The 22,151-nt window shown below is 41.8% G+C and carries 23 protein-coding genes and 1 pseudogene; 17 read left to right on the top strand and 7 right to left on the bottom strand.

What is annotated here, in order from left to right; all coding sequences use genetic code 11:
* Nucleotides 1-157 precede the first annotated feature (157 nt).
* From HRQ85_RS08850 to HRQ85_RS08820, 7 genes and pseudogenes are all read left to right on the top strand, one after another.
* Complete coding sequence (locus tag HRQ85_RS08850) at nt 158-1,930, top strand: hypothetical protein (RefSeq protein ID WP_050645328.1); 1,773 nt, start codon at nt 158-160, stop codon at nt 1,928-1,930.
* A 221-nt stretch (nt 1,931-2,151) separates the two neighbouring features.
* Nucleotides 2,152-2,724, top strand: coding sequence for a YceI family protein (locus tag HRQ85_RS08845; RefSeq protein WP_172379376.1), 573 nt, complete (start codon nt 2,152-2,154; stop codon nt 2,722-2,724).
* 384 nt (nt 2,725-3,108) lie between these two features.
* Nucleotides 3,109-4,299, top strand: coding sequence for a YbfB/YjiJ family MFS transporter (locus HRQ85_RS08840; protein ID WP_172379375.1), 1,191 nt, complete (start codon nt 3,109-3,111; stop codon nt 4,297-4,299).
* 50 nt (nt 4,300-4,349) lie between these two features.
* Nucleotides 4,350-5,038 (top strand): annotated as a pseudogene (locus HRQ85_RS08835) (glutathione S-transferase N-terminal domain-containing protein).
* Nucleotides 5,039-5,177: 139 nt separating this feature from the next.
* Nucleotides 5,178-5,873 (top strand): VC0807 family protein, encoded by a 696-nt coding sequence (locus HRQ85_RS08830; RefSeq protein WP_172379374.1) that lies wholly within the window; start codon nt 5,178-5,180, stop codon nt 5,871-5,873.
* Nucleotides 5,874-6,254: 381 nt separating this feature from the next.
* Complete coding sequence (locus tag HRQ85_RS08825) at nt 6,255-6,530, top strand: HU family DNA-binding protein (RefSeq protein WP_017059113.1); 276 nt, start codon at nt 6,255-6,257, stop codon at nt 6,528-6,530.
* A gap of 25 nt (nt 6,531-6,555) precedes the next feature.
* Complete coding sequence (locus HRQ85_RS08820) at nt 6,556-6,699, top strand: hypothetical protein (protein ID WP_172379373.1); 144 nt, start codon at nt 6,556-6,558, stop codon at nt 6,697-6,699.
* Between the two features lie 203 nt (nt 6,700-6,902).
* Here the strand turns inward: HRQ85_RS08820 and HRQ85_RS08815 are convergent, their stop codons facing one another.
* Nucleotides 6,903-7,997 carry a UDP-N-acetylglucosamine 2-epimerase gene (locus HRQ85_RS08815; RefSeq protein WP_017065483.1) on the bottom strand — a complete coding sequence of 365 codons (1,095 nt, stop codon included), beginning with the start codon at nt 7,995-7,997 and terminating at the stop codon, nt 6,903-6,905.
* A 193-nt stretch (nt 7,998-8,190) separates the two neighbouring features.
* On the opposite strand from HRQ85_RS08815, the gene HRQ85_RS08810 reads away from it, so the two are divergent.
* The 5 genes from HRQ85_RS08810 (at nt 8,191) to HRQ85_RS08790 (ending at nt 13,584) form a co-directional block, all read left to right on the top strand.
* Nucleotides 8,191-9,924 (top strand): ArnT family glycosyltransferase, encoded by a 1,734-nt coding sequence (locus HRQ85_RS08810; RefSeq protein ID WP_172379372.1) that lies wholly within the window; start codon nt 8,191-8,193, stop codon nt 9,922-9,924.
* A gap of 15 nt (nt 9,925-9,939) precedes the next feature.
* Nucleotides 9,940-10,908 (top strand): glycosyltransferase family 2 protein, encoded by a 969-nt coding sequence (locus HRQ85_RS08805; RefSeq protein ID WP_172379371.1) that lies wholly within the window; start codon nt 9,940-9,942, stop codon nt 10,906-10,908.
* Nucleotides 10,909-11,246: 338 nt separating this feature from the next.
* On the top strand, nt 11,247-11,882 hold the full coding sequence (locus tag HRQ85_RS08800; RefSeq protein WP_253918846.1) for a hypothetical protein: 636 nt from the start codon (nt 11,247-11,249) through the stop codon (nt 11,880-11,882).
* Nucleotides 11,883-12,202: 320 nt separating this feature from the next.
* A complete protein-coding gene (locus HRQ85_RS08795) occupies nt 12,203-13,087 on the top strand; it encodes a VirK/YbjX family protein (RefSeq protein ID WP_172379369.1) in 885 nt (294 codons plus the stop codon).
* A 293-nt stretch (nt 13,088-13,380) separates the two neighbouring features.
* The gene (locus HRQ85_RS08790; protein WP_050645367.1) at nt 13,381-13,584 is read left to right on the top strand and encodes a hypothetical protein; all 204 of its coding nucleotides are present in this window, start codon (nt 13,381-13,383) and stop codon (nt 13,582-13,584) included.
* 42 nt (nt 13,585-13,626) lie between these two features.
* On the opposite strand, the gene HRQ85_RS08785 is transcribed toward HRQ85_RS08790, so the two are convergent.
* Complete coding sequence (locus HRQ85_RS08785) at nt 13,627-14,718, bottom strand: transporter substrate-binding domain-containing protein (RefSeq protein ID WP_172379368.1); 1,092 nt, start codon at nt 14,716-14,718, stop codon at nt 13,627-13,629.
* A 217-nt stretch (nt 14,719-14,935) separates the two neighbouring features.
* The gene (locus HRQ85_RS08780) at nt 14,936-15,391 is read right to left on the bottom strand and encodes a PaaI family thioesterase (protein ID WP_017083425.1); all 456 of its coding nucleotides are present in this window, start codon (nt 15,389-15,391) and stop codon (nt 14,936-14,938) included.
* A gap of 35 nt (nt 15,392-15,426) precedes the next feature.
* On the opposite strand from HRQ85_RS08780, the gene HRQ85_RS08775 reads away from it, so the two are divergent.
* Nucleotides 15,427-15,705 (top strand): DUF134 domain-containing protein, encoded by a 279-nt coding sequence (locus tag HRQ85_RS08775; protein ID WP_172379367.1) that lies wholly within the window; start codon nt 15,427-15,429, stop codon nt 15,703-15,705.
* A gap of 52 nt (nt 15,706-15,757) precedes the next feature.
* Here the strand turns inward: HRQ85_RS08775 and nqrM are convergent, their stop codons facing one another.
* From nqrM to HRQ85_RS08755, 4 genes are all read right to left on the bottom strand, one after another.
* The gene (nqrM, locus tag HRQ85_RS08770; protein ID WP_172379366.1) at nt 15,758-15,955 is read right to left on the bottom strand and encodes a (Na+)-NQR maturation NqrM; all 198 of its coding nucleotides are present in this window, start codon (nt 15,953-15,955) and stop codon (nt 15,758-15,760) included.
* On the bottom strand, nt 15,952-16,398 hold the full coding sequence (locus HRQ85_RS08765; RefSeq protein ID WP_172379365.1) for a NifB/NifX family molybdenum-iron cluster-binding protein: 447 nt from the start codon (nt 16,396-16,398) through the stop codon (nt 15,952-15,954). Before HRQ85_RS08765 ends, nqrM begins: the two co-directional genes overlap by 4 nt.
* A gap of 281 nt (nt 16,399-16,679) precedes the next feature.
* Nucleotides 16,680-18,083 (bottom strand): sensor histidine kinase, encoded by a 1,404-nt coding sequence (locus HRQ85_RS08760; RefSeq protein ID WP_172379364.1) that lies wholly within the window; start codon nt 18,081-18,083, stop codon nt 16,680-16,682.
* Complete coding sequence (locus HRQ85_RS08755) at nt 18,067-18,741, bottom strand: response regulator transcription factor (protein WP_050634514.1); 675 nt, start codon at nt 18,739-18,741, stop codon at nt 18,067-18,069. Before HRQ85_RS08755 ends, HRQ85_RS08760 begins: the two co-directional genes overlap by 17 nt.
* Before the next feature lie 225 nt (nt 18,742-18,966).
* On the opposite strand from HRQ85_RS08755, the gene HRQ85_RS08750 reads away from it, so the two are divergent.
* The 4 genes from HRQ85_RS08750 to HRQ85_RS08735 form a co-directional block, all read left to right on the top strand.
* A complete protein-coding gene (locus tag HRQ85_RS08750) occupies nt 18,967-19,464 on the top strand; it encodes a GlcG/HbpS family heme-binding protein (protein ID WP_048611549.1) in 498 nt (165 codons plus the stop codon).
* 226 nt (nt 19,465-19,690) lie between these two features.
* On the top strand, nt 19,691-20,413 hold the full coding sequence (locus HRQ85_RS08745) for a DUF1007 family protein (protein WP_172379363.1): 723 nt from the start codon (nt 19,691-19,693) through the stop codon (nt 20,411-20,413).
* Nucleotides 20,414-20,490: 77 nt separating this feature from the next.
* Nucleotides 20,491-21,585, top strand: a complete 1,095-nt coding sequence (locus HRQ85_RS08740) for a nickel/cobalt transporter (RefSeq protein WP_172379362.1) — start codon at nt 20,491-20,493, stop codon at nt 21,583-21,585.
* A gap of 335 nt (nt 21,586-21,920) precedes the next feature.
* On the top strand, nt 21,921-22,151 hold a 231-nt coding region (locus HRQ85_RS08735; RefSeq protein WP_172379361.1), incomplete at its 3' end, for a transposase.

Here is a 22,151-nt window from a genome sequence, read left to right as displayed (position 1 = left end):
GTCTAAATTGATGTAATTTAATGAAAAAGCCCCTGCTAATTAATCGCTACTACGGTGAGGTAATAATTATTATTTAATATATAACCAATTTTCATATTTCAATTCGTCATAATCCTTGCGCTTTATTGGAGTAACCTCACAAAATCAAGGTATTATAATGAGAAAAATGAACATTGGCTCACTTAAGATGTGCGCTTTGTCAGCAGCAATTTTGGTTGGCATCACTGGGTGTAACGATGATGACGATAGTACAAGCTCTGCACCGATTGAATTCAACAACCCAGTTACGAATATACAAGGCACCTTCGTAGACGCTGTGGTTGATGGCCTTTATTACACAGATAGCAAAGTTAACTCTGGCTTCACTGAAAATGGCGGTCAATATACTGCTTTATCAAATAGTGCAGTAACCTTTTACCTTGGTGGTGAAAATGGACTTAAAGTCGGTGCGGCATCTAACCGTGATGTTTTAAGCCCATTCGAAGCAACAGGTACTTACGAAAGAGCAGTCAACCTCGCGATTCTTCTTCAATCTGTCAATGTTGGCGACGGTGATTCAAACATTGTACTACCCGAAACACTCTCGACGAACATCGATGAAGCAACAATCAGTGCACTACATAAAATCAACCTAGACGACCAAGAGACAGTTATTGACTTCCTAGATGATCATATGGGAATGGATGAGGCTGACATCGTAAGCGAGGATGATGCGATCGCTCACATGAACGATTCTTTAGGCAAGTATGAGCGAGGCGAAGATGCAGTTGTACCAATGTTTCAACGTGACCAAAACAACCTGATCCGTGAAGTTAGCATTAATCAATATCAACTACATGAGTTGAATGACCATGACCCTCTTACTAATCAAAAGCAGTTTTATGTACACGCAGACAAAACTGTTGATCAAGAAACGTTTGATCTAGTTCGTAATTCTGCTCGTTGGGATTACAAACTCTCTGACCTCGAAGTTGTTTTCCCCGCAGGAAACAACGACTCGGGTTTTGGCTCAGCTTGGGGTGCCCAATACTTAAGCTGTGTTACTGCGACTGGTGACTCTAGTAAATTCACTGTTATCAATGAAAATCAAACCAAATGTGACGGCCAAGACGCAACAACTGATGAACGATTCAGTCTTGAAAGCCAATTCTTATACAAGTTTAACAACCCAAATAAGAGTGACCCCGAAGAAAGCATGGGCTATGACGATGAGGAGTTAGAAATCTACATGCCTTATGTTCTCGCTACTTCACAGTCTCAATTGAATTCTATGATTGAGACTGAGTTATATGATGATTCAAATAATAAAGACGGAACAGCGTGGCAATACAACATTTACTCACAGTCTTATGATGCTACTACTGAGGTTTTAACCATTCTAGATAAGAAATTCAACCTCGGTTCGGTACAAGATAAATCAGCCCCATCAGATAGTTCTAAAGGTGGTGTTAGCGAATCTATTCGCTTCATTTACCAGATTGACGATCAAGAAACCGACCGCTACGTTGACTTTGTTGGTACATGGGAACACTTAGAAACTTGTAACAATGGGGAACAAGCACGTTCTGAGTATGTATTTGGTGAAAAGGACATCACCGTATCTGGCCAAGAGTGTTCAGGTTCCACGCCAGTAGAGTTGGATGATGAGGGGCCTTATTCTTATGCCGACTTTTCTAACCTAGACTACTGGTGGTTTAACCAAACGGACCGAGCTTCAAAAGCAACGCTTACCGAGTTAAATACAACTGTTCGCTTCTGTGACTCTAGCGGATACGAAATGGGCAATGAATGTCCAAACGGAAAAGAGTACTTTGTTAAATGGTCATACATGCCAGCAGGTAAAGACTGGGATCAAGGTGTTTTAACTCGTCGTAAAATGCTACCAACTGGCGAGTCAACGAGCGTATCTACATACCAAAAATTAAACTAACCTAATACTTGTGGGGCCATATAGGCCTCACAAGCACAACTCCTGAGTGCTACCTTGGTATCTCATTCAACTAACTGCTCCCTTTATCACATCAAATGCTTGCTTCTTGCGCTTACTTCCAACGATTGACTGCTTCCTAGTGGGTTACGGTAATTCTTTAGATACTGACCTAAGCTTCTAAATACCCTTACCAAAGATACTCATCAATCTGGTGACAACTTATGAAAAAACTAATCTCTACATTCGGCCTCCTATGCACCGTTATCTCCGCTCAATCTTTCGCGGAGTCGGGCTACACATTAGATCCGAAGTTATCGAACATCACATTCGCGACCATTAAAAAGCAGTTTGTTGTTGAGCCCGCATCCATCAAACCTATGTCTGGAGGGCTTACCGAAGAGGGTCAGTTTTCAATAGTATTGGACTTGAAAAGCGTGAGCACCGGTGTCGCTATCCGTGACCAGAGACTCAATGAACTCTACTTCGAATCAATGAATTTTCCTGAAGTGAAGATCTCTGGAAAGGTTGAACCGTCGATGCTATCCGGTGACCCAAAAAGAGCAACAATAGCAGCGGAAGTTACCTTACACGGCGTAACCAAAACGATCGATTTCCCAGTTGTGGTGGTTCCATCCTCAGGGTTTGTCATGGTTAGCTCAGCTTCGACAATCATCGTCAACGGCGCTGATTTTGGGATATCGACAGAGAATCTAAACAAACTTTCAGCGACCGTGGGTGGATTAGCGATTTCCGACAAAACCCCTTTAAGCTTTAACCTACTTTTCGACCAATAATGGACTTGTAACTCTTCGTTTCTCTTCTGCCTCATTTCACATTCATCAATCTTTTGAGAGCGGTGAATGTGAGTGAGAGTAACTGGGCATCAATCTTTTCTAAATAACCTAATCATTTAGATCCAACTTTAGTCTAACCATTGATCACTCAATTCTACGATGATTAAAACAATCGCTTATTGCCTTCCCCTTGGCATAGCAACAGATCTCCCTAAGTGTTTAAACATACTGGCAATTTTCCTACCTCGAAACCACCTTTAGATATGCAACTTATATGACTAACAGCCTAGTGATATTGATGGTGAATGATGTCAGTATGCAAAATCAAACAAAGATTTTGCCCTATTGCCAGAGCATCTAGTCAAACTGAAAAGAGCCCCTTTTATGATGAATACACACATCGTTAATCGAGACAGCTTGGCTGGAATGGGGGCGACTCTAATAGGCAACAGAATCGGCAGGTTCGCTTACATAGCCTTAATGCCGGCTCTCATTCAAAGCGGTTGGTTTAGCGAGAGTGATGCGTCTTATCTTGGTGTAGCAACCCTTCTTGGATACATATTAGGTGCACCAGCTGCCAATATACTGTTGCGTTATTTCAGCGCCGGTCAGTTGATTCGTTTCGCGATGTTGGTGAGCAGCTTTAGCTACTTGGGCTGTGCACTGCAGGATGCGCCCTTGTCATGGTTCTATGTTTGGCGAACTTTGGCTGGAGTTTCGGGTGCTTTGCTCATGGTTGTCGCCCCTCCGGTAATTGTTCGCAAATTTAACCCAGATGTGAAGGCTCGTGTCAGCGGTGTTGTATTTTCAGGCATTGGGCTTGGTGCAATGTTATCTGGCACCCTAATTCCTGTGCTCATTTATTTTAGTGTAGTTTCGGCTTGGATTGGCATGGGAGTCATCGCGTTGGCCACCACTATACTCACCTGGAATGCATGGCAAACCCAACCTAATACGTCAAAAGCACCTTATATAAAGTCTTCATTCTCACAGCTATCAAGGCCTAAGTTAATCAGCGTAACGCTTATTCTTGTGGCTTATACCTTCGATGCTATCGGCTACCTACCACACACTTTGTTTTGGGTTGATTACATCGTGCGTGAACTGGGCATGTCGTTCACTAGCGGTGGGTTATTCTGGGCAACCTTTGGTATTGGTGCCGCCATTGGCCCATTGATAACAGGCATATTGGGAGACAAGCTAGGGCTAAAGAAATCACTCTGTATTGCATTTAGCTTCAAGGCTCTAGGCGTCGCATTACCCCTTTTTAGCACTCATCCCATAGCGTTACTCATTTCTTCATTACTGGTCGGTATTTTCACTCCGGGGACGGTCACTCTGGTGTCGACTTACACATTGGAGATTGTCGGTTATGAACTGCACACCAAAGCGTGGGCTGGGATGACACTTTCCTTTGCAATATCACAAGGCGTAGTCGGGCTTGTGATGGCGTACTACTTAAATCACATGGCGTCATACAATCTATTGTTCAGCATGAGTGCTGCTGCTTTGATTTTGTCTGCGGTGTGCACCTTAATGACCGAGGCTCAACCTAAGCGTGAACACTCAATCTAAATCTAAACGCACTTTTTGGACTCAGTTATCGAATAAAATAAGGGATTAACATGCAACTCTACCTAAATGAAACCTCTCCGTTTTCACGCGTAGTCGCAGCAACAGCACTTCTGTCTCGTTGTTCACCTTTGTCTTTTGTTTGGGTCGACCCTTGGAGTACGCCGACCAACCTGATAAACGTAAATCCGTTTTGCTTAATTCCGGCATTGGAACTGGAAGACGGAACTTCACTGACAGAAAGCTTGTGTATTTGCCAATACCTAATTGAAACCTATCAACCTCAAACGCTGCGCCAAGTGACATTAAGTGATGCCCATCAAATGAAGTATCTAGGAACAGCAAAGACATTAATGGAGATAGCTTTTCGAACCGCAGCACTAACACGCTATACCGACAGTGATAATTCGCTAATCAAGAGAGGACAAGACGGTATCGCTGCCGCGCTAAAGCAACTTGACCAAGAAATAGACAAACAAGGGTTAGATTCCCTTCTTACCGACAACTTGGCCACGCTGTATCTCCATGTCGCTTTGGATTACGTCCAATTCCGACATACTGCGTTGTTTGATGAAGCGAACAGCCGAAACATCACCGATTTTTACACCGTTCTCCATTCGCAGACGTACTGGCACACATAAGCATTGAGATATTGGCAAGCAAGCCTGACTATGAAATGTTATTAAACTCGTTCGGTCATGAGGCTGAAAATTGGCATGAAACAAAGGCGTGCAAAGTCTAGAATTGAGCGTTAGATAGGCTCAGAGGTGTCGTTGATGTCACATGTCGTTACACAGCATGACGCCTTAAGGCTTTACATCTTGGGCGAGGTAAACAACAATCCCTGAGAATAAATCCATAACATAATGTATTTAGAAATTATGAGTAGTACAGAAAACAAAAAATCGAGTCCTCTTTTCGAAGTCGTGTTTAACGTCTTTCTTCCTTCATTCATCTTAATGAAGTTCAGTGGAGAGGAGCACCTTGGAACAGGCTTAGCATTGCTTGTCGCCCTTGCTTTCCCTATTGCTTACGGTGGCATGGAGTTAATCCGCAATAAGAAGTTCAACTTCATCGCGGCGCTTGGCTTCGTCAGCGTGCTATTAACGGGCGGTATTGGTTTCTTCGAACTAGACACTCGCTGGTTAGCACTAAAAGAAGCATTAATCCCTGGTCTAATTGGTTTAGCGGTTCTTGGCTCAACCTTCACCCGCTACCCGTTTATCCAAAAAGTTATCTTCACACCGGCTCTGTTAAACATCTCTCTTATTGAAGAGCGCCTCAAGCAGTTCGGTAACCAAACAAAGTTTGATCGTTGCCTGATGACATCGAACTACCTATTCGCGAGTACCTTCGCTTTCTCTTCTGCGATGAACTACTTCCTTGCGACTTGGATTGTGACTAGCCCAGCAGGCACGGTAGCCTTCAATGAAGAACTAGGTAAGCTGACACTATACAGTTACCCTGCAATCGCTATCCCAAGCCTTCTAATGATGCTAGGTATCTTCTACTACATCTGGCGCCAAGTTCGCGACATGACTTCGCTAGAAACAGAACAAATCTTTATTACTAAGTAGTTCTCTTTGCGTTCGCTTTATATAGAGAACCGCTTCAAATACTAGATTATTTGAATACCATAAAGCCCAGCCCTGTCGCTGGGCTTTATAGTTTTTGCTGTCTAATTCATAAAATCGATCGGCGTTCCTTTGATTGATACTCTCAATCAACCAAGACATTCACAGTCACTTATCTCTCGTGAGCTCAACTAACTCGTTTTAAATCCATAATAATCAATGAATTCCATTGATTGAGCCGACAGATGCTTTTATAGTCAATTCTGTTGGTTACTTTACAAAGCTCTACCCAACCACTGACAATATTTCAGTTGCCGTTGATAAGATCGCATAAGCTAGGTGCTAAAGGTAGACGCCAGCCGTACTCAATAAGGAATATAGATTATGAACAAATCTCAATTAGTTGAACACATCGCGACTTCTGCAGACATCTCAAAAGACCAAGCAGGCACGGCGCTCAATGCGCTTGTTGAAGGTATTTCTACTTCGCTTGCTAACGGTGATGACGTATCGATCCTTGGATTTGGTAGCTTTAAAGTTAACTCTCGTGCCGCTCGAACTGGTCGCAACCCGCGTACCGGAGAAGAGATTCAAATTGCAGCGTCAAAAACGCCAGCATTTAAAGCAGGCAAAGCACTGAAAGAGACGTGCAACCTGTAATACAAAAAACACAAGGAAGGTTACGATGACGACTAAGGAAAAAGCGAAAACGAGCCGAAGCAAAAAAGCAGGTAAGTCGCCTAAAGCGCAAGCTGAGACGCCTAAGACTCGTCAACGCATTGAAGAGCTTCTCGAAGAGCGTGAATTGGCCAAACTGTTAGAACTATAGTTTATGTAAGAACTAAAGTTTAGGTTTGAGCAAAGTGATAGTTTGTTATCGTTCTAATGCCACTGCAGATTTGTAGTGGCATTTTTGGTTATAGGCTTGTCTTAGTGATCTATGACGTCAGCAACTACAATGAGTTTGTTCGTTATGGTTACGTATCGCTAACTCTTAACACCCACCCAAGTAGATGATCAAAACTGGTTTTATCACAATGACTTAGTTACGTTGTCGATAATGATTTCACTGGGGCTTCTCTTGAGAACTTTACTCGGGCGACGATATTCAGAATAGTTTTCAATGAAACTATCAATCACGTTATAGTCAAAATATGAAAGAACTGCATTATCACCAAGTCCATCTTTTCTCTCTGTTTCATTTCTAATAACTAAACATGGAATTCCGAGAAATGCGCATTCTTCCTGATTACTACCGCCATCAGTAACCATAAACTCAGATTTCGATATGAGTTTATTAAAGTTCAAAAATGTCATACGAGGAATTAAGTCTAGATTGATGTTGTTTTCCAAAGTTCTATAAAGCCCATTCTTCTTAAGTGCTTCTCTTGTTGGAGGGTGTAATATAAACTTAACTTGAATAACATTAGTGAGTTTTTCTATTAGTTCCACTATTTTCTTCAAACCACTTATATTTGATATCGTTTCGAATCTATGGAGTGAGACAGTAGCGTAGCGTTCTTGTTTATCAGAGATAGAATTGGTCGATAATTTATTTATAGAGCTAGCAAGTTGTATAGTATCAACAATAGTATTCCCATTAGTGTTGACAACTTGTTTATTATATTTACTTACGTTCTCTGCAGAGAGTTGATCCTGACAATAAAAAACATCAATTAATCCCAATTTAGCTGTAACAACACGAGTTATTTCCTCAGGAAAAGGCTTGAGTAAATTAAAAGAACGTAAGCCAGCTTCGACCGAGGCGACCCTTAATTTCTGGCTTTTAGCCAAAATAGCACCTAATAACAATGGGGGGGCATCACCATGAATCATTACGATCCCGTCCTTATCTCCTCTGAATAACTCCCGTTTATTATAAATACCGACAAGTAAAACCTTAATAGACCATGCAACCATCTGTATACTGCTAACGATATCTCTATTATCGTCACATAAAACATAATCTGGCTCTTTGATTCCAAATTCAAATAATATTTCTAATATAGTTTCTCTATGCTGTGCCATAAATATAAAATTGTATTCAACATTTCTATCTTGAAGATTTTTCATAATGGGAATCATTTTTATGAGCTGTGCGCGAGTACCAATCAAAATATGTATCATCAATAGCTCCATAAAACAGATTATTTCATACTTTTATCTTAGCCCAACAGACGATAAACCGTTAGCTAATCGTCTAAGTAATCAAGCTCTAACTCACTAAAAACAAGAAAATCCAAAGGTACTATAGTTAGAAAAAGCAACAGAGCTTTTAGATGAAATAACAAAGTCTTTGGAAGTTTAGGGTAGAAGGAAAATGTTTGAAAAAACAAATAGTAAGCCTAATATATTAAATAGAGATATCAAGGTAAGCAGAAGTTCCATTATGCTTACCTTGATATTTCTAGCTATAGTTCTTCGAGTATACAACGCGTTCAATTATGAGGTTAATTGGGATGAATTCTACTATCTGTCTTTTGTTCATCAGTTTTTAGCTGGAGAATCGATAAGTAGCTTTCAAACATTCCATGTGCATTTTTTCACTTGGTTAAGCTGGGTATCCGATAATGAGGTTAACCAAATCATTGTTGCTCGTAATGTTATGCTGTGTCTTCAAATTGCTACAGGATTTTTTATATTTAGAATTTGTCGTAGACACCTTGGTAGATCCGCTTCTCTATTTTCGGTTTTAGCTTACTTTTCATTTACATTTGTAATTAGGATGGGAGCTAGTTTTCGGACAGACCCTATTGCAACTTTTTGCTTAATGGCTAGTTTAGATTATCTGCTAAAACTAGAGTATTCTTTCAAACGAACATTGATTACTGCATTGCTTACTGCCATAGCATTCCTTATAACACTAAAGTCTGTGTTTTATCTTCCTACTATTATCCTAATTTCACTTTTATCCATTGTACAATCTTCCCAAAAACGTAGAACTAGCATTATCCTTTCGCGATATTTTATTTTAGTCACGTTACTGTTTTTATCTCTATACTTTTGGCACTCACAAAGCATTACATCAACAATCGAGAACGATGCTATATCAATGCTAAGTGGGGCAAACAAAACACTAAACCATAATTTATTTTTCCCTCGAGCTAATTACTTTATATATACATTAGGAACAGACTTAGGCTTTTGGTTTACTTTAGTTTGTGGCGTTTACTTCTGCCTATCTTCAACAATTAAAAATAATAATATTGAAATAAAATTAGATTACTTAAAGCTCATGACTTTGATACTTCCTTTATTATCTATTCTTATTTATCGTAACGCATTCCCTTACTTTTATTCATTTATATTAGCTCCTTCGGCAATTTATTTCGGCCTAGCTTGGGAGGTATGGAATCAAAGAAAAACTCGTAAGCGATACATGCGAATAAGCCGTGGGGTTGTTTTTTTGTTTGTTTTTAACTTAATATTTCAAAGTATTTACTTGAAATATTCCCGGAACTTAGATTATCAGCATCATTTTATTAATGTTGTTCATAAGATATTTCCTGAACCTGTCGCCTACATAGATAGGTGCTCTATGATCTCATCATACCCTCAGAAAGGCTTTTTCATGAGCTCTTGGGGGATGGATAACTACTTAATAGCAGGACAGCCTATACTTAAGGTTGCTATTGAAGATCACGAACCTAAATTTTTGATCGTGAATTCAGAATACCTTGAGTTCATTCACAGCGAGAGCAGTGTGGGATCAATCTATTTGGCTCTTTTAGAAGAAGATAGGAAAGCTATTAAAAACAATTATATAAGTCACTGGAATGAACTCTATGTTGCAGGTAAAGAGTTGCTGTTAACTCAAGAGGATAACGCCGTGACGTTTACCTTAAATATCTCTGGTAATTACACTTTGGAATCAGATTCAAAAGTAATCATAAATAATAAAGTTATCCACCCACAAGAAATCGTCGCTTTATCAAAAGGAAAACATACTATTAAAATTTTCGAAGATACAGGTACATATACACTTCGTTGGGGGGAGAATTTATATAGGCCTAAAGAGAACAACCGAGAATCTCGTATGTTTAGCGGATTTTAAATAGAGGTGGCAGAATTGAAACTAATTGTTCAAATCCCTTGCTATAACGAAAGAAGTAACCTCAAATCAGTAATCCGAGGTATACCGGAAGAAATCAAAGGTATAGATAAAATTGAGATACTTGTTATAGACGATGGTTCTACAGATGATACGGTTGCTATAGCGCAACAGTTAGGCGTAGATTACATAGTAGAGAGCACGAGAAATAAGGGTTTAGCCCACGCGTTTCACCTAGGGTTAGAAACCTGCATAGATAAGAAAGCTGATATCATTGTCAATACTGATGGTGACAACCAATACAATGGCTCTGAAATCTCTAAGTTAGTGGAACCCATCCTGAACAAGAGAGCCGATATTGTCGTCGGAAACCGAGGTGGTTATAACAATAAACATTTCTCATTTTTCAAGCGAACCCTTCAAGTATTAGGTAGTTATATCGTGTCCAAAGCGACTGGCTTAGACATAAAAGACTCAGTCAGTGGTTTCAGAGCAATATCAAGATCAGCAGCACAACAAATAAATATAGTATCAGAGTTCAGTTACACGATTGAGATGCTCATTCAAGCTAGTGCGAAAAAGCTTTGTGTTATCTCCGTTCCAATCCACACTAACGAGAAGACTAGAGAGTCTAGGCTATTTTCAAGTATTCCTCACTTTTTAAGGATGTCTATTTCCACATTAATTCGTATCTACACAATGTACAAACCCTTGCGTGTGTTCTTTATTTTAGGTGCCATAATGGCTGCCGTTGGTGTATTACCCATCATTCGTTTCCTATACTTTTTCATGGATGGGGGTGGCGATGGCCATATCCAGTCCTTATTACTCGGCAGCACATTATTAATACTTGGGTTTCTCACTATGATTGTAGGATTTGTCGCAGACCTAGTAAGCTTCAATCGCAAGTTAATGGAAAAACTGCTGTACCGAATCGAGAAACTAGAGGATAGGTTAGCGGATGAAAAATCAAAAATATCAAAGTAACCGTCTAAGGGTTTCTCTTGGTGTCTAATATACGAATACAGGTAGAGAAACTAGGTTGGCTTATATCCATATCGCTAATTATATGGTTTTGTTATCAGTCATTAATTCAAGTATCAATTTGGTACACGATTAATTGGAGCTACGATCTAATATTAGTCCTAGTCGGAAGTATTGCTCTTTATTGCTGGACGTTAATAAATGGTGGTTTAGTTAGCTACTACCTACTGAAATCCGTAGGAGAAAGTAGAGGTAACATAACTCAGGTCGTTTCAATAAACCTTTTAGCTCAATTGGCAAAGTACTTACCCGGAAACATAGCACACCATATAGGGCGCGTTGTGTTATCTGAAAAGTTAAGAATGAAGCGAAGTAAAATTCTCTTGAGTATGCTTATCGAAACCATTTGGGTAGTTGGAGTTGTGGTTATCTTGACCCTATATCATGGGATCCATCAAGGGAATGACTTCATTCACGAATCATCCATACAAACACACGTACTTATACTTAGTTTGACTATTGCCACTATTGTCTTTGGACCGAAGATCTTTCGGCATTCGTTTGTTCGCCTGTATGCTTGGTTTCTATCAAAACAAGACGTGGCACAAATAGACGAACTTAAACTCCCTACGTTACCAATTGTGATGGTGAGTTTAGTAACATATTTATTTAACTATTTACTATTGGGCGCGGTAATATCTTTAGTTGGAGGAGCACTGTTTGACCTTTGGAAACTCGATATATTGACACTAGGGAGCATTTTCGCGGTCGCCTGGATTGTTGGATTCTTCACCCCCGGGTCCCCTGCTGGGATCGGAGTTAGAGAACTTGTTCTGGTTAGCCTGCTTAACCCAATTTACGGTTCAGAGGCTTCTTTAGCGATAACCATGACATTGCGTCTAACCACTATAAGCGGAGATGTTACAGCTTGGGTTATCGGTGCTTTTATGTGGTCAAAGTCTTATACAGAACCCTAAAACCGAAACTAACCTCCACCAGATTCGATAGACCAAATACTTTTCGGCTTACAACTCTAAAAGCTCGTAACCCATAAAGGGCGCAACATTGTTCCTAAGAACGACTCTTTTATGGTTATCAACCCAGTTTCCTCTCACATAACAAGGCATAATCGTACAAGAACCACTCACTAAGTAACTGATTAAGTTACATAGCTATACATATCCATACTTACCCAAATCGCCTTTTTCACTATCATCATTTTCTTGTTATTGGTGAGATTATTGGAAGGGTTCGTGACACGACTGTGTTCGAGCAATCCTTCTTCTTTGAGGTGATTATGAATGTCGTTCGCATGGGGATTGAAGCAAATACCCATAAAAATAAGGGTAAGTACAAAGCGATACTTAAGTTTACTATTCGAGCCCTGTTTTATTATTCAGCTACTCGAAAAATGAGTGATAATTTCAACTCTGAAGAGAGAAAGTTGTTATTTATAAAGCAACCCAACTTCCTTTCTAAATTTGTCACTCCCTACTTATGCACTGGCTTTAGCAATAAAGAAAAGATTGATATCTTATCCAAACACTACGACTGGTTTGAAAACACCTTCGCAAGAGAAGCTAGACACCAAATCTATAATGAAAGGCTCAATCTTTTAAAACTTGAGATAGATGACAACGTTTATCTGGTTAATCTCAGCTTCGAAAGAAACGCGAGAAAAGAAGGTGAACTGACAATTTCATTGACCAACTCTCAACTCGAAAAAATGTATACCATCTCGTTCACGGTTTTCGACAACAGCTTCTACATCGGCGGTATTCAAGGCGGGGCCAATGACAATGGATTTAGCCGCACATTCACAAAAGCTTTCTACGGTTTAAGACCTAAATCCTTCATGGTAGAAACACTAAGACTGTTAGCCATTAACTTAGGTATCAACAATATCTATGCGGTAAAAGAGTCTGGCCATGTGTCGAACTCATTACGCTACGGCAAGAAAAACAAAGACATCAGCCTTAAGTACGATAGTTTGTGGGAGGAGCACGATGGACAGGTGCATAACGACTATTTTTATCGTCTACCGACAAATCCAAACAAGAAAGATCTTGAGGCTCTAAAACGCCAAAAGCGCAAGTTGTATCGCGAGCGTTATGCCTGGCTAGATCAGTATGAACAAGATCTAAAGAACGAAATACGCCACCACATCCACGGTTCCATTTAACTAACAACTGCCTTTAAACCAGCACTAGTTGGCTAATACTTTCTACTGAGAAAAACACTAAGCCTCGTAATACGGGGCTTTATAATCGAGAAGTAGAACTGCTATTGCCCAGCAGTACAAGCCTCTACCAAAAACGAAATTTTAGCTTACTGGCTTTAAGCTGATATCGCGTTGACGGTTACGTTTGAGAAGCGCATGATTTTATTTCGAGCAGAATCGTTGTCTGGCGTGTTAACCGTGTAATCGCCCCAAAACTCGTTCTGTGCAACGTACTCAATTGAATGGCAGGTCACATGAATAAAGTAATTATGTTAGTAATGGGGCTGCTTTTTACCAGTCGATTGTTTGCCAGTATTGTGCCGCATGTTGGTCAACTTGAGCATGATGCGCCTATTCTCCTTCGCTCGGCATTGATTGTGGGTGTTGCGGCTTACGCGGTTTGGAGTGCATTCAAATACTTCAAAAAGACCAAGGCCTCAGGTTCAGATCAACTGTAACGGCGACAGTCCAAAAGCTTTTGAATAAGCCTCTAATTTCGATTACTGATCTGCGAAATAATCGACCAAGATTTTACGCCACTTTCGTGACTCACGAATCTTCAGCAGAGCGCGGTTAATTTCTTCTTCATACGAGTTATTTTCAGTGATGATAAAGCCATAATTCTGCTTTTCTAGCTGATACGGCAACACTTCCAGATCTTCAAACTGCCCGCTTATTCTGCCATTACCAATCATATATTTGAGCACCACATCATCAGCGACAATCGCTTCCACTTCGCCTTCCTCTAAAGCCGCCAACAGTCTTGGCATATCGATATAACTCTTGTGTCGAATACCAAAGCTTGTGAGCATCAAAGAAGAAGTCGTCGCGACTTTTGCCCCTACTTCAACATCCGCAAGATCATTCACACCTTTAATATGGGAAGAGCCTTGGCTGAGCGTAAGCTTGCTGGCTAATACCGCAGTAATACTGGCGATGAAAAGCATACTTAGCACACCAATGAACACCGTGGCGATTCGTCCCGTTAAGCTCTTAAACTCGAAATAATTGAATGGGCCTCGAGTGATAAAAAGTAAACCCAATATGAAACTTTCTAACCAACGGCCCGTTCGGCTTTTCATCGAGTAGAGCTTTTCATTTTCACCGTGTTCCAATACGTAAAAAAAGGCACCAATCACACCAGAGATAAAGACGATAACGCCAATGATCAGCCACAATGCAGGGTTTAAGAAAATGGCGTGTAAGGTATGAAGGTAACCTTGCTTCTTCACTGCGATAGCGAGGTGAGTTTCATAAAAGGAATGGGAAAAGTCAGCAAACAACTCACGCTCTGGGGTGATGGAAATACAAGAGACACCGATGTCGATTTGCTCTGTTTCAATCGCATTGAGTAATTCATCCAAACGGTGATTCTCTATCGTGTACTCAACGTCCATTTCTTTAGCGATCTGTTCCCAAAGCTCGACACTCAGGCCATTCCATTGACTTTCCATCGAACTGATCACAAAAGGAGGACACGGGTAAACACCGACTTTAAGTGGAGAAGAAGAGGCAAAAGTACTGAAGAATAGAAAAAGAGAAACGATTGAAGTGACACCGTATCGGAGTGTCGATTTGAAGTATTTGTGCATCAGCAGCCCTCCAGAAGAAGGCAGCAATGAATTGAATCGAGTACGAAGGCTCGACTAATGAACACACATCAGCGCGATCAGAAGTGAAGAAAGATTATGATAAATTCAATACTGCCCTAGTTTTATTCGTTATTACCTTAACTATAGAAAACCTCTATTTATTGTGCAAAACAATGGGCGTAACAAACTAACGGCATAGGGAACATCAGATCGATAGCTAGTGGGATGACATAAACTGGCTTTGTGCCGACGAACATAACTTTCCGCACTGCGTAATTTGGCTTTCAAGGAAGTAGATATTACGTCTGCTTTTGACCCATTGGGCACGAACTTCCAGTTCTTGACCAATGGAAATAGGATGATGAAAGCGAGACGCCAAACTCACCGTCATTGCAGTGATGTTATTTTGGAACAAACAATGCAGCATCGCACTGTCGTGTAACGCGGTGACAATGCCACCCTGCATGATGCCATCGTAGCCCTCAGCTTTATCTGTTGGTACAATCTTGGCCCTGGTTTTATATTTAGCTAAAGTCTCATACTTGGATAAAGTCTCGTGCTTAACTAAAGCCTCGTGCTCACCAATAGCTTCAAATATTATTGGATTGTCTGAAAAAAAACCTTGGCTGCACACTTGGCAACGCCGATGGTTGTGTGGAATGAAAACCTTCATACTTACCTTTTAACCTTAAATGCCTAGAGATTAATATGGCTCGACCAAAAAAACATCGCCAGTTATGCACCCGAGCGGCTTACTCTTGCTTTAAGCCTAATGGCGTTCCTATGAACGAGCTTCATAAAGAAGAATTGCTATTAGAAGAGTTAGAAGCCTTACGCTTGGCTGATCAAGAAGGATTGAGCCAACTTGAAGCCGCTGAACAAATGCAGGTGTCTCGCCAAACGTTCGGCAACATCATCAAGCGTGCAAGAGCCAAAGTCGCCAAGTGCATCGTCAACGGTCACGCGTTGGTGATTCAAAGTAGTTAATTAACGTGTTAGCCAGAAGTTATTTAACTCAGTGAGCGAGAACTCTTGATGCTTAGCTTGATGGCTCAGTAATCTGATACAGCTTTCTACTTTGCCCTTCACACACATCCTTGCAATTGCACGCACGCTCAATATCTAACTTCGCCAATCCTCCACAGCTGCCTTTGATTGGCTTGCGCGAAAAAATCACGCCTATCGCCATCAATGTAACGACTCCGACAAACCCCAATAGCGTCAACAAAAAGGTCATTTTCGGAACCCTCGAATAGCACCTAGCTGATTAGGCTGTACCATTAGAATCGAAGCTTGTTTTTTGTGCCCGTTTTCGCCGCACGTTTTATTGCCACACCCACTATTTCTCGGCTCGCGACCATAATCGAGATCGGTCACTTCCCGTAGATTGTCGAAATCCAAAGTCCCGATTTCTGCCTTACCTGTCGATGCCAAGACTCGAATATCGTTATTGAACAAGTGCGCCAGCATCTTCTTACCTATATGACGAACCACCACAGATTTCACATCGTAAGAACGAAGCACTGAGATCCATTGCTTCTTTTTATTGCAAGCGGTGTCGGACTCAACCAAAGGAACAATCTGCTTTATTTGTCGTTGTTCATCGACAATCGCAATCTGTGGGGAACGAGCAAAATGGTTGCCTACATGAAGGTCGCGACAAGGTACTGCGTATAACATAGTAACTTCCTGTTATTGATGATCAGAAGTTCAGCATACGCCCCATTATTGGCATATGCCAACAACTATCATGTGAAAAATAAGATTTACTGGATCGATAACTAAGATCAAAAGCTACAAGCTACAAGCAGCCAATAGGGTTGGCGCAGGTTACTCTACCTCCCAAACCTGTTCACGGAGAGCCTCCCTTCCCCAAAAACAAGAATGCCCCACTAGTGCGGGGCATTCTTTGTACCTGCGAGCTGGAATTTCAAAGGCAGAAGTGACGATATAAATCGTTGTTACAACGAAAGAGTAAAAGTACTCCCCACACCCAGTTCAGATTCAACGACTAGCGTTCCTTCTAGATTCTCGACCATGGCAAGCGCTAAAGATAACCCAAGACCATACCCCTCGATATTGCTGCGGCTGCTGTCGACTCGGTAAAGTCGTTCAAAAATCAAATCCTGATATTTCTGTTCAATGCCAACACCAGTATCTTGGATGGTTATCGCGATCTTACCCTCTGAACTTTGCTCGGCTTTGACCGTCACTCTTCCTTCGGGCTCGGTGTACTTAATCGCGTTATCAACAAGGTTAACCAACACCTGAGTCAATTTGTCAGGATCTGACTGAATAACAAGAGCATCAGCGCTCTCAACCTCAAGCTCAACTTGTTTATCTTCTGCGACATCTTCATACCAGCTCACCACATTGGCAATCACATCAGAGACCTGAGTCGGCACTTTCTGTGGTATGCGCTTTCCAGTCAGCTCGTCGTTCAGCTTCATCAAGGCGGTTAACATATTGCTTGCCTGCATGGCGTGTTCAGAACAATCTGCCAATGCGTCTTTCATCGCTTGTTGGTCGGCGTTATTGAGCAATGCCGTTTGGGAGGCTAACGTAATACGCGACAAAGGAGTTCGAATATCATGAGCGATCGCATCGACGGTCGTATTCAAGGTTGTCGTCACGTGCTGTAACTTGGCAACCGCAGTATGGACACTAGAGCTGATCACATTGAGCCCTTGCGGTAAATCAGATTCGGCTTCATTTTTAGTGCTAGCGCTAGGAAATTCTAACTGCCCTTTTTTCAGCTTATCGAGCAGGTCGCCAAAGGTCACTAACGGAGACATCGCACTCTGGATAATGTTACGAGTAAAAACTGCGGTCACAGCCACGAGAGCAAGCAACGCATATAAAGTCATTAGCCATTGATTGTACGCGATAAAGTCTCTTGCTCGGTTATCCAAAACCAACCAGAAATCATACTGCTCCCCTTCAATAGGCAACGACATATAGGGACTCAAGATGAAGCTCTCCAGCCATGAACGATTGTCATCAATTTGGTAGCTAGAAAAAGGCTGTTCTGTCGATAAATGTTGAACACCAGCGATAAACACGCCATCAGATGAAGCGCCCTTCTCAAGCTTATACGCCGCAATGTTGTTTTCGAGTAGCCGATGAGGATTCGCCTCTAAAACATGAATCAATCGCTCACTCGAATCGTAAGTCAAAATACGCTGATACTCGGTCGACATAGACGTAAGGATCTTCTTTTCCGTTTGGTAAAGGTCGAAAAAGAAGATAGCCCCAACAATCAGTTCCACCAGCAGCAAGCAGAGCAGTAAGGCCGACATAAAGCGAACCAACAAATGTCTCTGCGTTTTAGCAAGCGCCTGTTCAATACTACGACTTGAGGACATAGCCAACACCTCGAAGTGTGTGAATTAATGGCTTAGAAAAACCCTTATCAACTTTGCTGCGAAGCCTACAAACCAAAACATCGACCACGTTGGTTTGCGGATCAAACTGATGCCCCCAAACATGCTCAAGAATCGCGGTTTTCGACATCACAGCCTCTCGGTTTTCGAGCAATAATTTCATCAACATAAACTCGCGTTGATTAATGGTGATCGTTTGTTGCTCTCTTTGTAGCGTGTGTTTAAGTAGGTCTAGGCTAAGCGGGCCGTAATGCAATTCTAATGCTTGAGGCGTGGGTTGCTTTCCTCGGCGTACCAAGGTTTGGCAACGAGCCAATAACTCAGGAAACGCAAAAGGTTTTACCAAATAATCATCAGCCCCGGACTGTAGCCCTTGCACTCGTTCTTCCACTGAGTGTTTGGCACTTAATATGATGACAGGCGTCGCGTAACCTTGCCCTCTGAGTTCAGCCAACACTTCAAACCCATCTTTCTTTGGCAACATGATATCGAGAATGATCACGTCATACTCTTCGGTTACGGCCTCGTGTAATCCATCAACACCATCTGTTGCGTGCGTCACCGTTATCCCTTCTTGCTGAAAACCATTCACCAAAAATCTCGCGATATGAATGTCATCCTCAATCAATAGTATTTTCATTAACGTCCGTTTATCTGTTAGCCGTGGTCTAAACACACTCTATCAATATCCTTTCTCGAATATAACCAACATTGCAACTTTGTAATGTTCGAGAAAGCTCCTCGTAATCATGTGTTCGTTAGAATGAACCTGTTGAATAAAAACACCCTTTCTAAACAAGCAAAAAATAGTATTCGGAACTTGAAAACGGATATTTTTGAAAACAGATGCTTTAACGGAGTAAACATGAAAATGACAAAACTAACTGTACTAGCAGCAACTCTTGGTTTCCTTAGCCTTTCTCACAACGCAATGGCAGCAGAAACACAAACGGTCTCTTTCACACAGATCTCATCAGAAGCGGCATTCAAGCTTGCTCATGAAGCGGTTAGCCAATGTGAGGCTGATGGTTACAAGGTGTCTGCTACGGTCGTCGGTTTATCAGGGAATGTGATTGCGCAACTTCGCTCAGATGGCGCAGGTATCCACACGCTTGATAGCTCACGCAAGAAAGCTTTTACTGTCACTAGCATGAAGCAGCCGTCAGGTAATCTGATGAAGCTCATTGCAGAAAAGCCAATCATGCAACCATTACAAAATATGGATGACAACTTGCTGTTCTTAGCTGGCGGTGTTCCGGTACAACTGAACAATGCCATGATTGGTGCGATTGGTGTGGGTGGTGCGCCAGGAGGTCACCTAGATGTGGCGTGTGCTGAAAAAGCGATTAAGAAGTTCTTCTAAGCAAGTCCATTCACTCGCCTAATTTGGTCATACCCTTGCTTGCCCCAACAATAAATGCCTCGCACTTGCGGGGCATTGCTGCAAATTAAAGCAGTTGCGAATAAAAGCAACTCCGAATTGGAACCGATAATAGAAACGTAAACAGGCAAAACATGACACAAACTTGATGTGAACAACCCACTCAATTGTTATATTATAACATTACACTTAATGACCATTCTTTCTCATGAAACAGCTATTTAATCTAATCGATGTAATTAATCGCTTCTTCTCTCGCTACGTAAGCCGTTTCTCGACATGCTGTCGTTCTCTAAAGGGTTTGCCTTTTGGCCTAGTCTTACTGTGTTTTGCGCCAAATCTATATGCCCACCCTCACTCTTGGATAGAGATGAAAACTCATATTGAGGGGGAGAATGGCATGATCACCGGTCTCTCTATGGAGTGGTCTTTTGATGCAATGACATCCATGTACATGTTGGATGGAGAAGACGTCTCTGCCGATACAGAAGCTGAAACATTCAAAAAGCTCGCTGCGTCTGTTATTGAAAACATGAAGTATGAGCACTACTTCACGTACTTTTATGATGGTGAAGAGCCCATCAAATATCAGGTTGCTGAACACGCCAAGTTTGAGCGTGATAAAGCCAAGATGGTTCTAACATTTGACCTACCACTTTCTAAACCTAAACCAGTAACACGAGGCTCGCTTCGCGTATTGATTTTTGACCCTAGTTACTTCGTCGACATGTCGTGGCTATCGAATAGCGACGTGACCTTGTCACCTGAACTAGCGAGACAATGTCAGTTGGAATTAATCGAGCCCAACCCGACGCCAGAACAGATGAGTTATGCGATGTCTTTACCAGCCGACGCAGATCCAGATAACACGTTAGGCCAACTGTTTACACAATCGGTTGAGCTTCATTGTGCAGCAGTTCCTGCGTCCTAATAAAGCGACTCTTTACCGCCATTACGTAAGCTTCTCAATTCATTTAGAGAAAAATATCTGATATAGGTTCTTGTGAAATGCAGACAAATCAACTTAAAACAAACTATTACCTTATTGGCGCCGGAGCTTTACTGCTTGTTGCTGTCGGTGCATATCAAGTGTGGTCCATGTGGCCATCGTTAGTTATCTCTAGCATCCAATGGCAAAGAGAAGTCAATTCAGAGCTTGCAGACCTACTTTATGAAGCTAAGTCCAACCCTTGGGGTGCAGGCAGTTACCTTATCGGGTTCAGCTTTATCTATGGCATGCTTCATTCTCTGGGGCCTGGGCACGGAAAAGTTATCGTGTCTACTTACTTAGCGACTCATCCAACCAAAGCAAAAGCGAGTTTAGTGCTTACGGTCGTCTCCGCTTTTTTACAAGCACTGGTCGCAATCTTACTAGTAAGCGTGTTGCTGTGGGGCTTTAGTGCTTCCATGCGAGTCGTGAATGACAAAGCGAATATGTTTGTTTCATTAAGCTTTGCATTAGTGGCCGTGGTAGGTGCGTTGATTTGCTGGAAAGCTCTGAAAAACATCCACTCAACGATGCGTAAACCGCAACCAACTCTGAGAGTGAAAGCCATCACTCCATTAGCAACAGGCACAGCTTCGTCAGTGCCAGTTCGTACGCCAATGGCGCTTCGTTCATCTGGTTCAATGGTTATGGGCGCTACCAATGCATTGCAAGCCGCTGACCACACTCATGCAGATCATTCTCATGCCGACTGTGGGTGCGGCCACCAGCATGTAGCCGATGCAGATGCAATCAACAAAGCCTCAACGCTCCGAGAATATGCGGGAATCATCGTGACGATTGGTATCAGGCCATGCACCGGAGCAATCATGGTTCTGCTTTTCGCAAACATGGTTGGCCTATATTGGATGGGCGTTCTGAGTGCCTTTGCGATGGCCGTAGGCACAGCACTAACAACCTCATTAATTGCAATGATGACGCTAACAGGTAAACATCTAGTGAAGCGCTATTTGGCAGCGGGTAACAAGAACAGTAGTGAATCATTGAAAGTCGCAGGTCACTATCTTCAGCTTTTCGGTGGCATTCTACTTGTGTTGATTGGCTTGTTGCTAATGAGTGGACAAGACAGCGGTATGTCGCCTGTTTTCACTATGTAGCGAACGATGTAATAACAAACCTCAGTTTATTGCGACCTTTACCATTTTTACTAAAAAACACTAGCCCTTATCTCTCAAATCTGAATTAACAGCTACATAATTTCTACTAACCTAACTTTGCACAGCCAGTTAGGTTAGTAGTCAGCCATTCAGAACAGCGCGCTCTATGTAGTTCTGTAACAAACCTACATCCAACTTTGATTTTCCTATTCTTAGCTACTCTTTCATAAACTAACTTAGATTGTTCTAACAATATTAGAGCACTATCTGTAGTGGTCTAATGATCCCGGACACCAAATTAGGTGGTAAAGTCTCCACCATAAATGAGGTGTTCAATGACAAAACGACAACGACGTACATTTTCAGCTGAGTTCAAACTAGATGCTGCAAGTTTGGTTCTTGATCAAGGGTACTCCATACCTGAAGCAGCTAACTCTATGGGCGTAGGTGAAACAGCTTTACGGCGATGGGTCGACCAACTCAAAGTTGAGCGAGGTGGGATGACTCCAACGACTAAAGCCCTCACGCCTGAGCAAAAGAAAATCCAAGAGTTAGAAGCCCGGATT

The organism is Vibrio sp. Vb339, assembly GCF_902751245.1.
In the GTDB taxonomy this organism is placed as follows: Bacteria; Pseudomonadota; Gammaproteobacteria; order Enterobacterales; family Vibrionaceae; genus Vibrio; species Vibrio coralliirubri.
The sequence above is the reverse complement of the archived record's forward strand: the minus strand, read 5'-3'. Positions and strand labels throughout refer to the sequence as shown.

Coding starts and splice junctions, on each gene's coding strand:
- HRQ85_RS08765 (WP_172379365.1), bottom strand. CDS start 16,398: ATGTTATACGCAGTACCTTGTCGCGACCTTCATGTAGGCAACCATTTT.
- HRQ85_RS08850 (WP_050645328.1), top strand. CDS start 158: ATGAGAAAAATGAACATTGGCTCACTTAAGATGTGCGCTTTGTCAGCA.
- HRQ85_RS08780 (WP_017083425.1), bottom strand. CDS start 15,391: ATGAAGGTTTTCATTCCACACAACCATCGGCGTTGCCAAGTGTGCAGC.
- HRQ85_RS08755 (WP_050634514.1), bottom strand. CDS start 18,741: ATGAAAATACTATTGATTGAGGATGACATTCATATCGCGAGATTTTTG.
- HRQ85_RS08750 (WP_048611549.1), top strand. CDS start 18,967: ATGAAAATGACAAAACTAACTGTACTAGCAGCAACTCTTGGTTTCCTT.
- HRQ85_RS08790 (WP_050645367.1), top strand. CDS start 13,381: ATGAATAAAGTAATTATGTTAGTAATGGGGCTGCTTTTTACCAGTCGA.
- HRQ85_RS08820 (WP_172379373.1), top strand. CDS start 6,556: ATGACGACTAAGGAAAAAGCGAAAACGAGCCGAAGCAAAAAAGCAGGT.
- HRQ85_RS08775 (WP_172379367.1), top strand. CDS start 15,427: ATGGCTCGACCAAAAAAACATCGCCAGTTATGCACCCGAGCGGCTTAC.
- HRQ85_RS08740 (WP_172379362.1), top strand. CDS start 20,491: ATGCAGACAAATCAACTTAAAACAAACTATTACCTTATTGGCGCCGGA.
- HRQ85_RS08815 (WP_017065483.1), bottom strand. CDS start 7,997: ATGATACATATTTTGATTGGTACTCGCGCACAGCTCATAAAAATGATT.
- HRQ85_RS08840 (WP_172379375.1), top strand. CDS start 3,109: ATGATGAATACACACATCGTTAATCGAGACAGCTTGGCTGGAATGGGG.
- HRQ85_RS08825 (WP_017059113.1), top strand. CDS start 6,255: ATGAACAAATCTCAATTAGTTGAACACATCGCGACTTCTGCAGACATC.
- HRQ85_RS08795 (WP_172379369.1), top strand. CDS start 12,203: ATGAATGTCGTTCGCATGGGGATTGAAGCAAATACCCATAAAAATAAG.
- HRQ85_RS08745 (WP_172379363.1), top strand. CDS start 19,691: ATGAAACAGCTATTTAATCTAATCGATGTAATTAATCGCTTCTTCTCT.
- HRQ85_RS08845 (WP_172379376.1), top strand. CDS start 2,152: ATGAAAAAACTAATCTCTACATTCGGCCTCCTATGCACCGTTATCTCC.
- HRQ85_RS08760 (WP_172379364.1), bottom strand. CDS start 18,083: ATGTCCTCAAGTCGTAGTATTGAACAGGCGCTTGCTAAAACGCAGAGA.
- HRQ85_RS08810 (WP_172379372.1), top strand. CDS start 8,191: ATGTTTGAAAAAACAAATAGTAAGCCTAATATATTAAATAGAGATATC.
- HRQ85_RS08830 (WP_172379374.1), top strand. CDS start 5,178: ATGAGTAGTACAGAAAACAAAAAATCGAGTCCTCTTTTCGAAGTCGTG.
- HRQ85_RS08785 (WP_172379368.1), bottom strand. CDS start 14,718: ATGCACAAATACTTCAAATCGACACTCCGATACGGTGTCACTTCAATC.
- nqrM (WP_172379366.1), bottom strand. CDS start 15,955: ATGACCTTTTTGTTGACGCTATTGGGGTTTGTCGGAGTCGTTACATTG.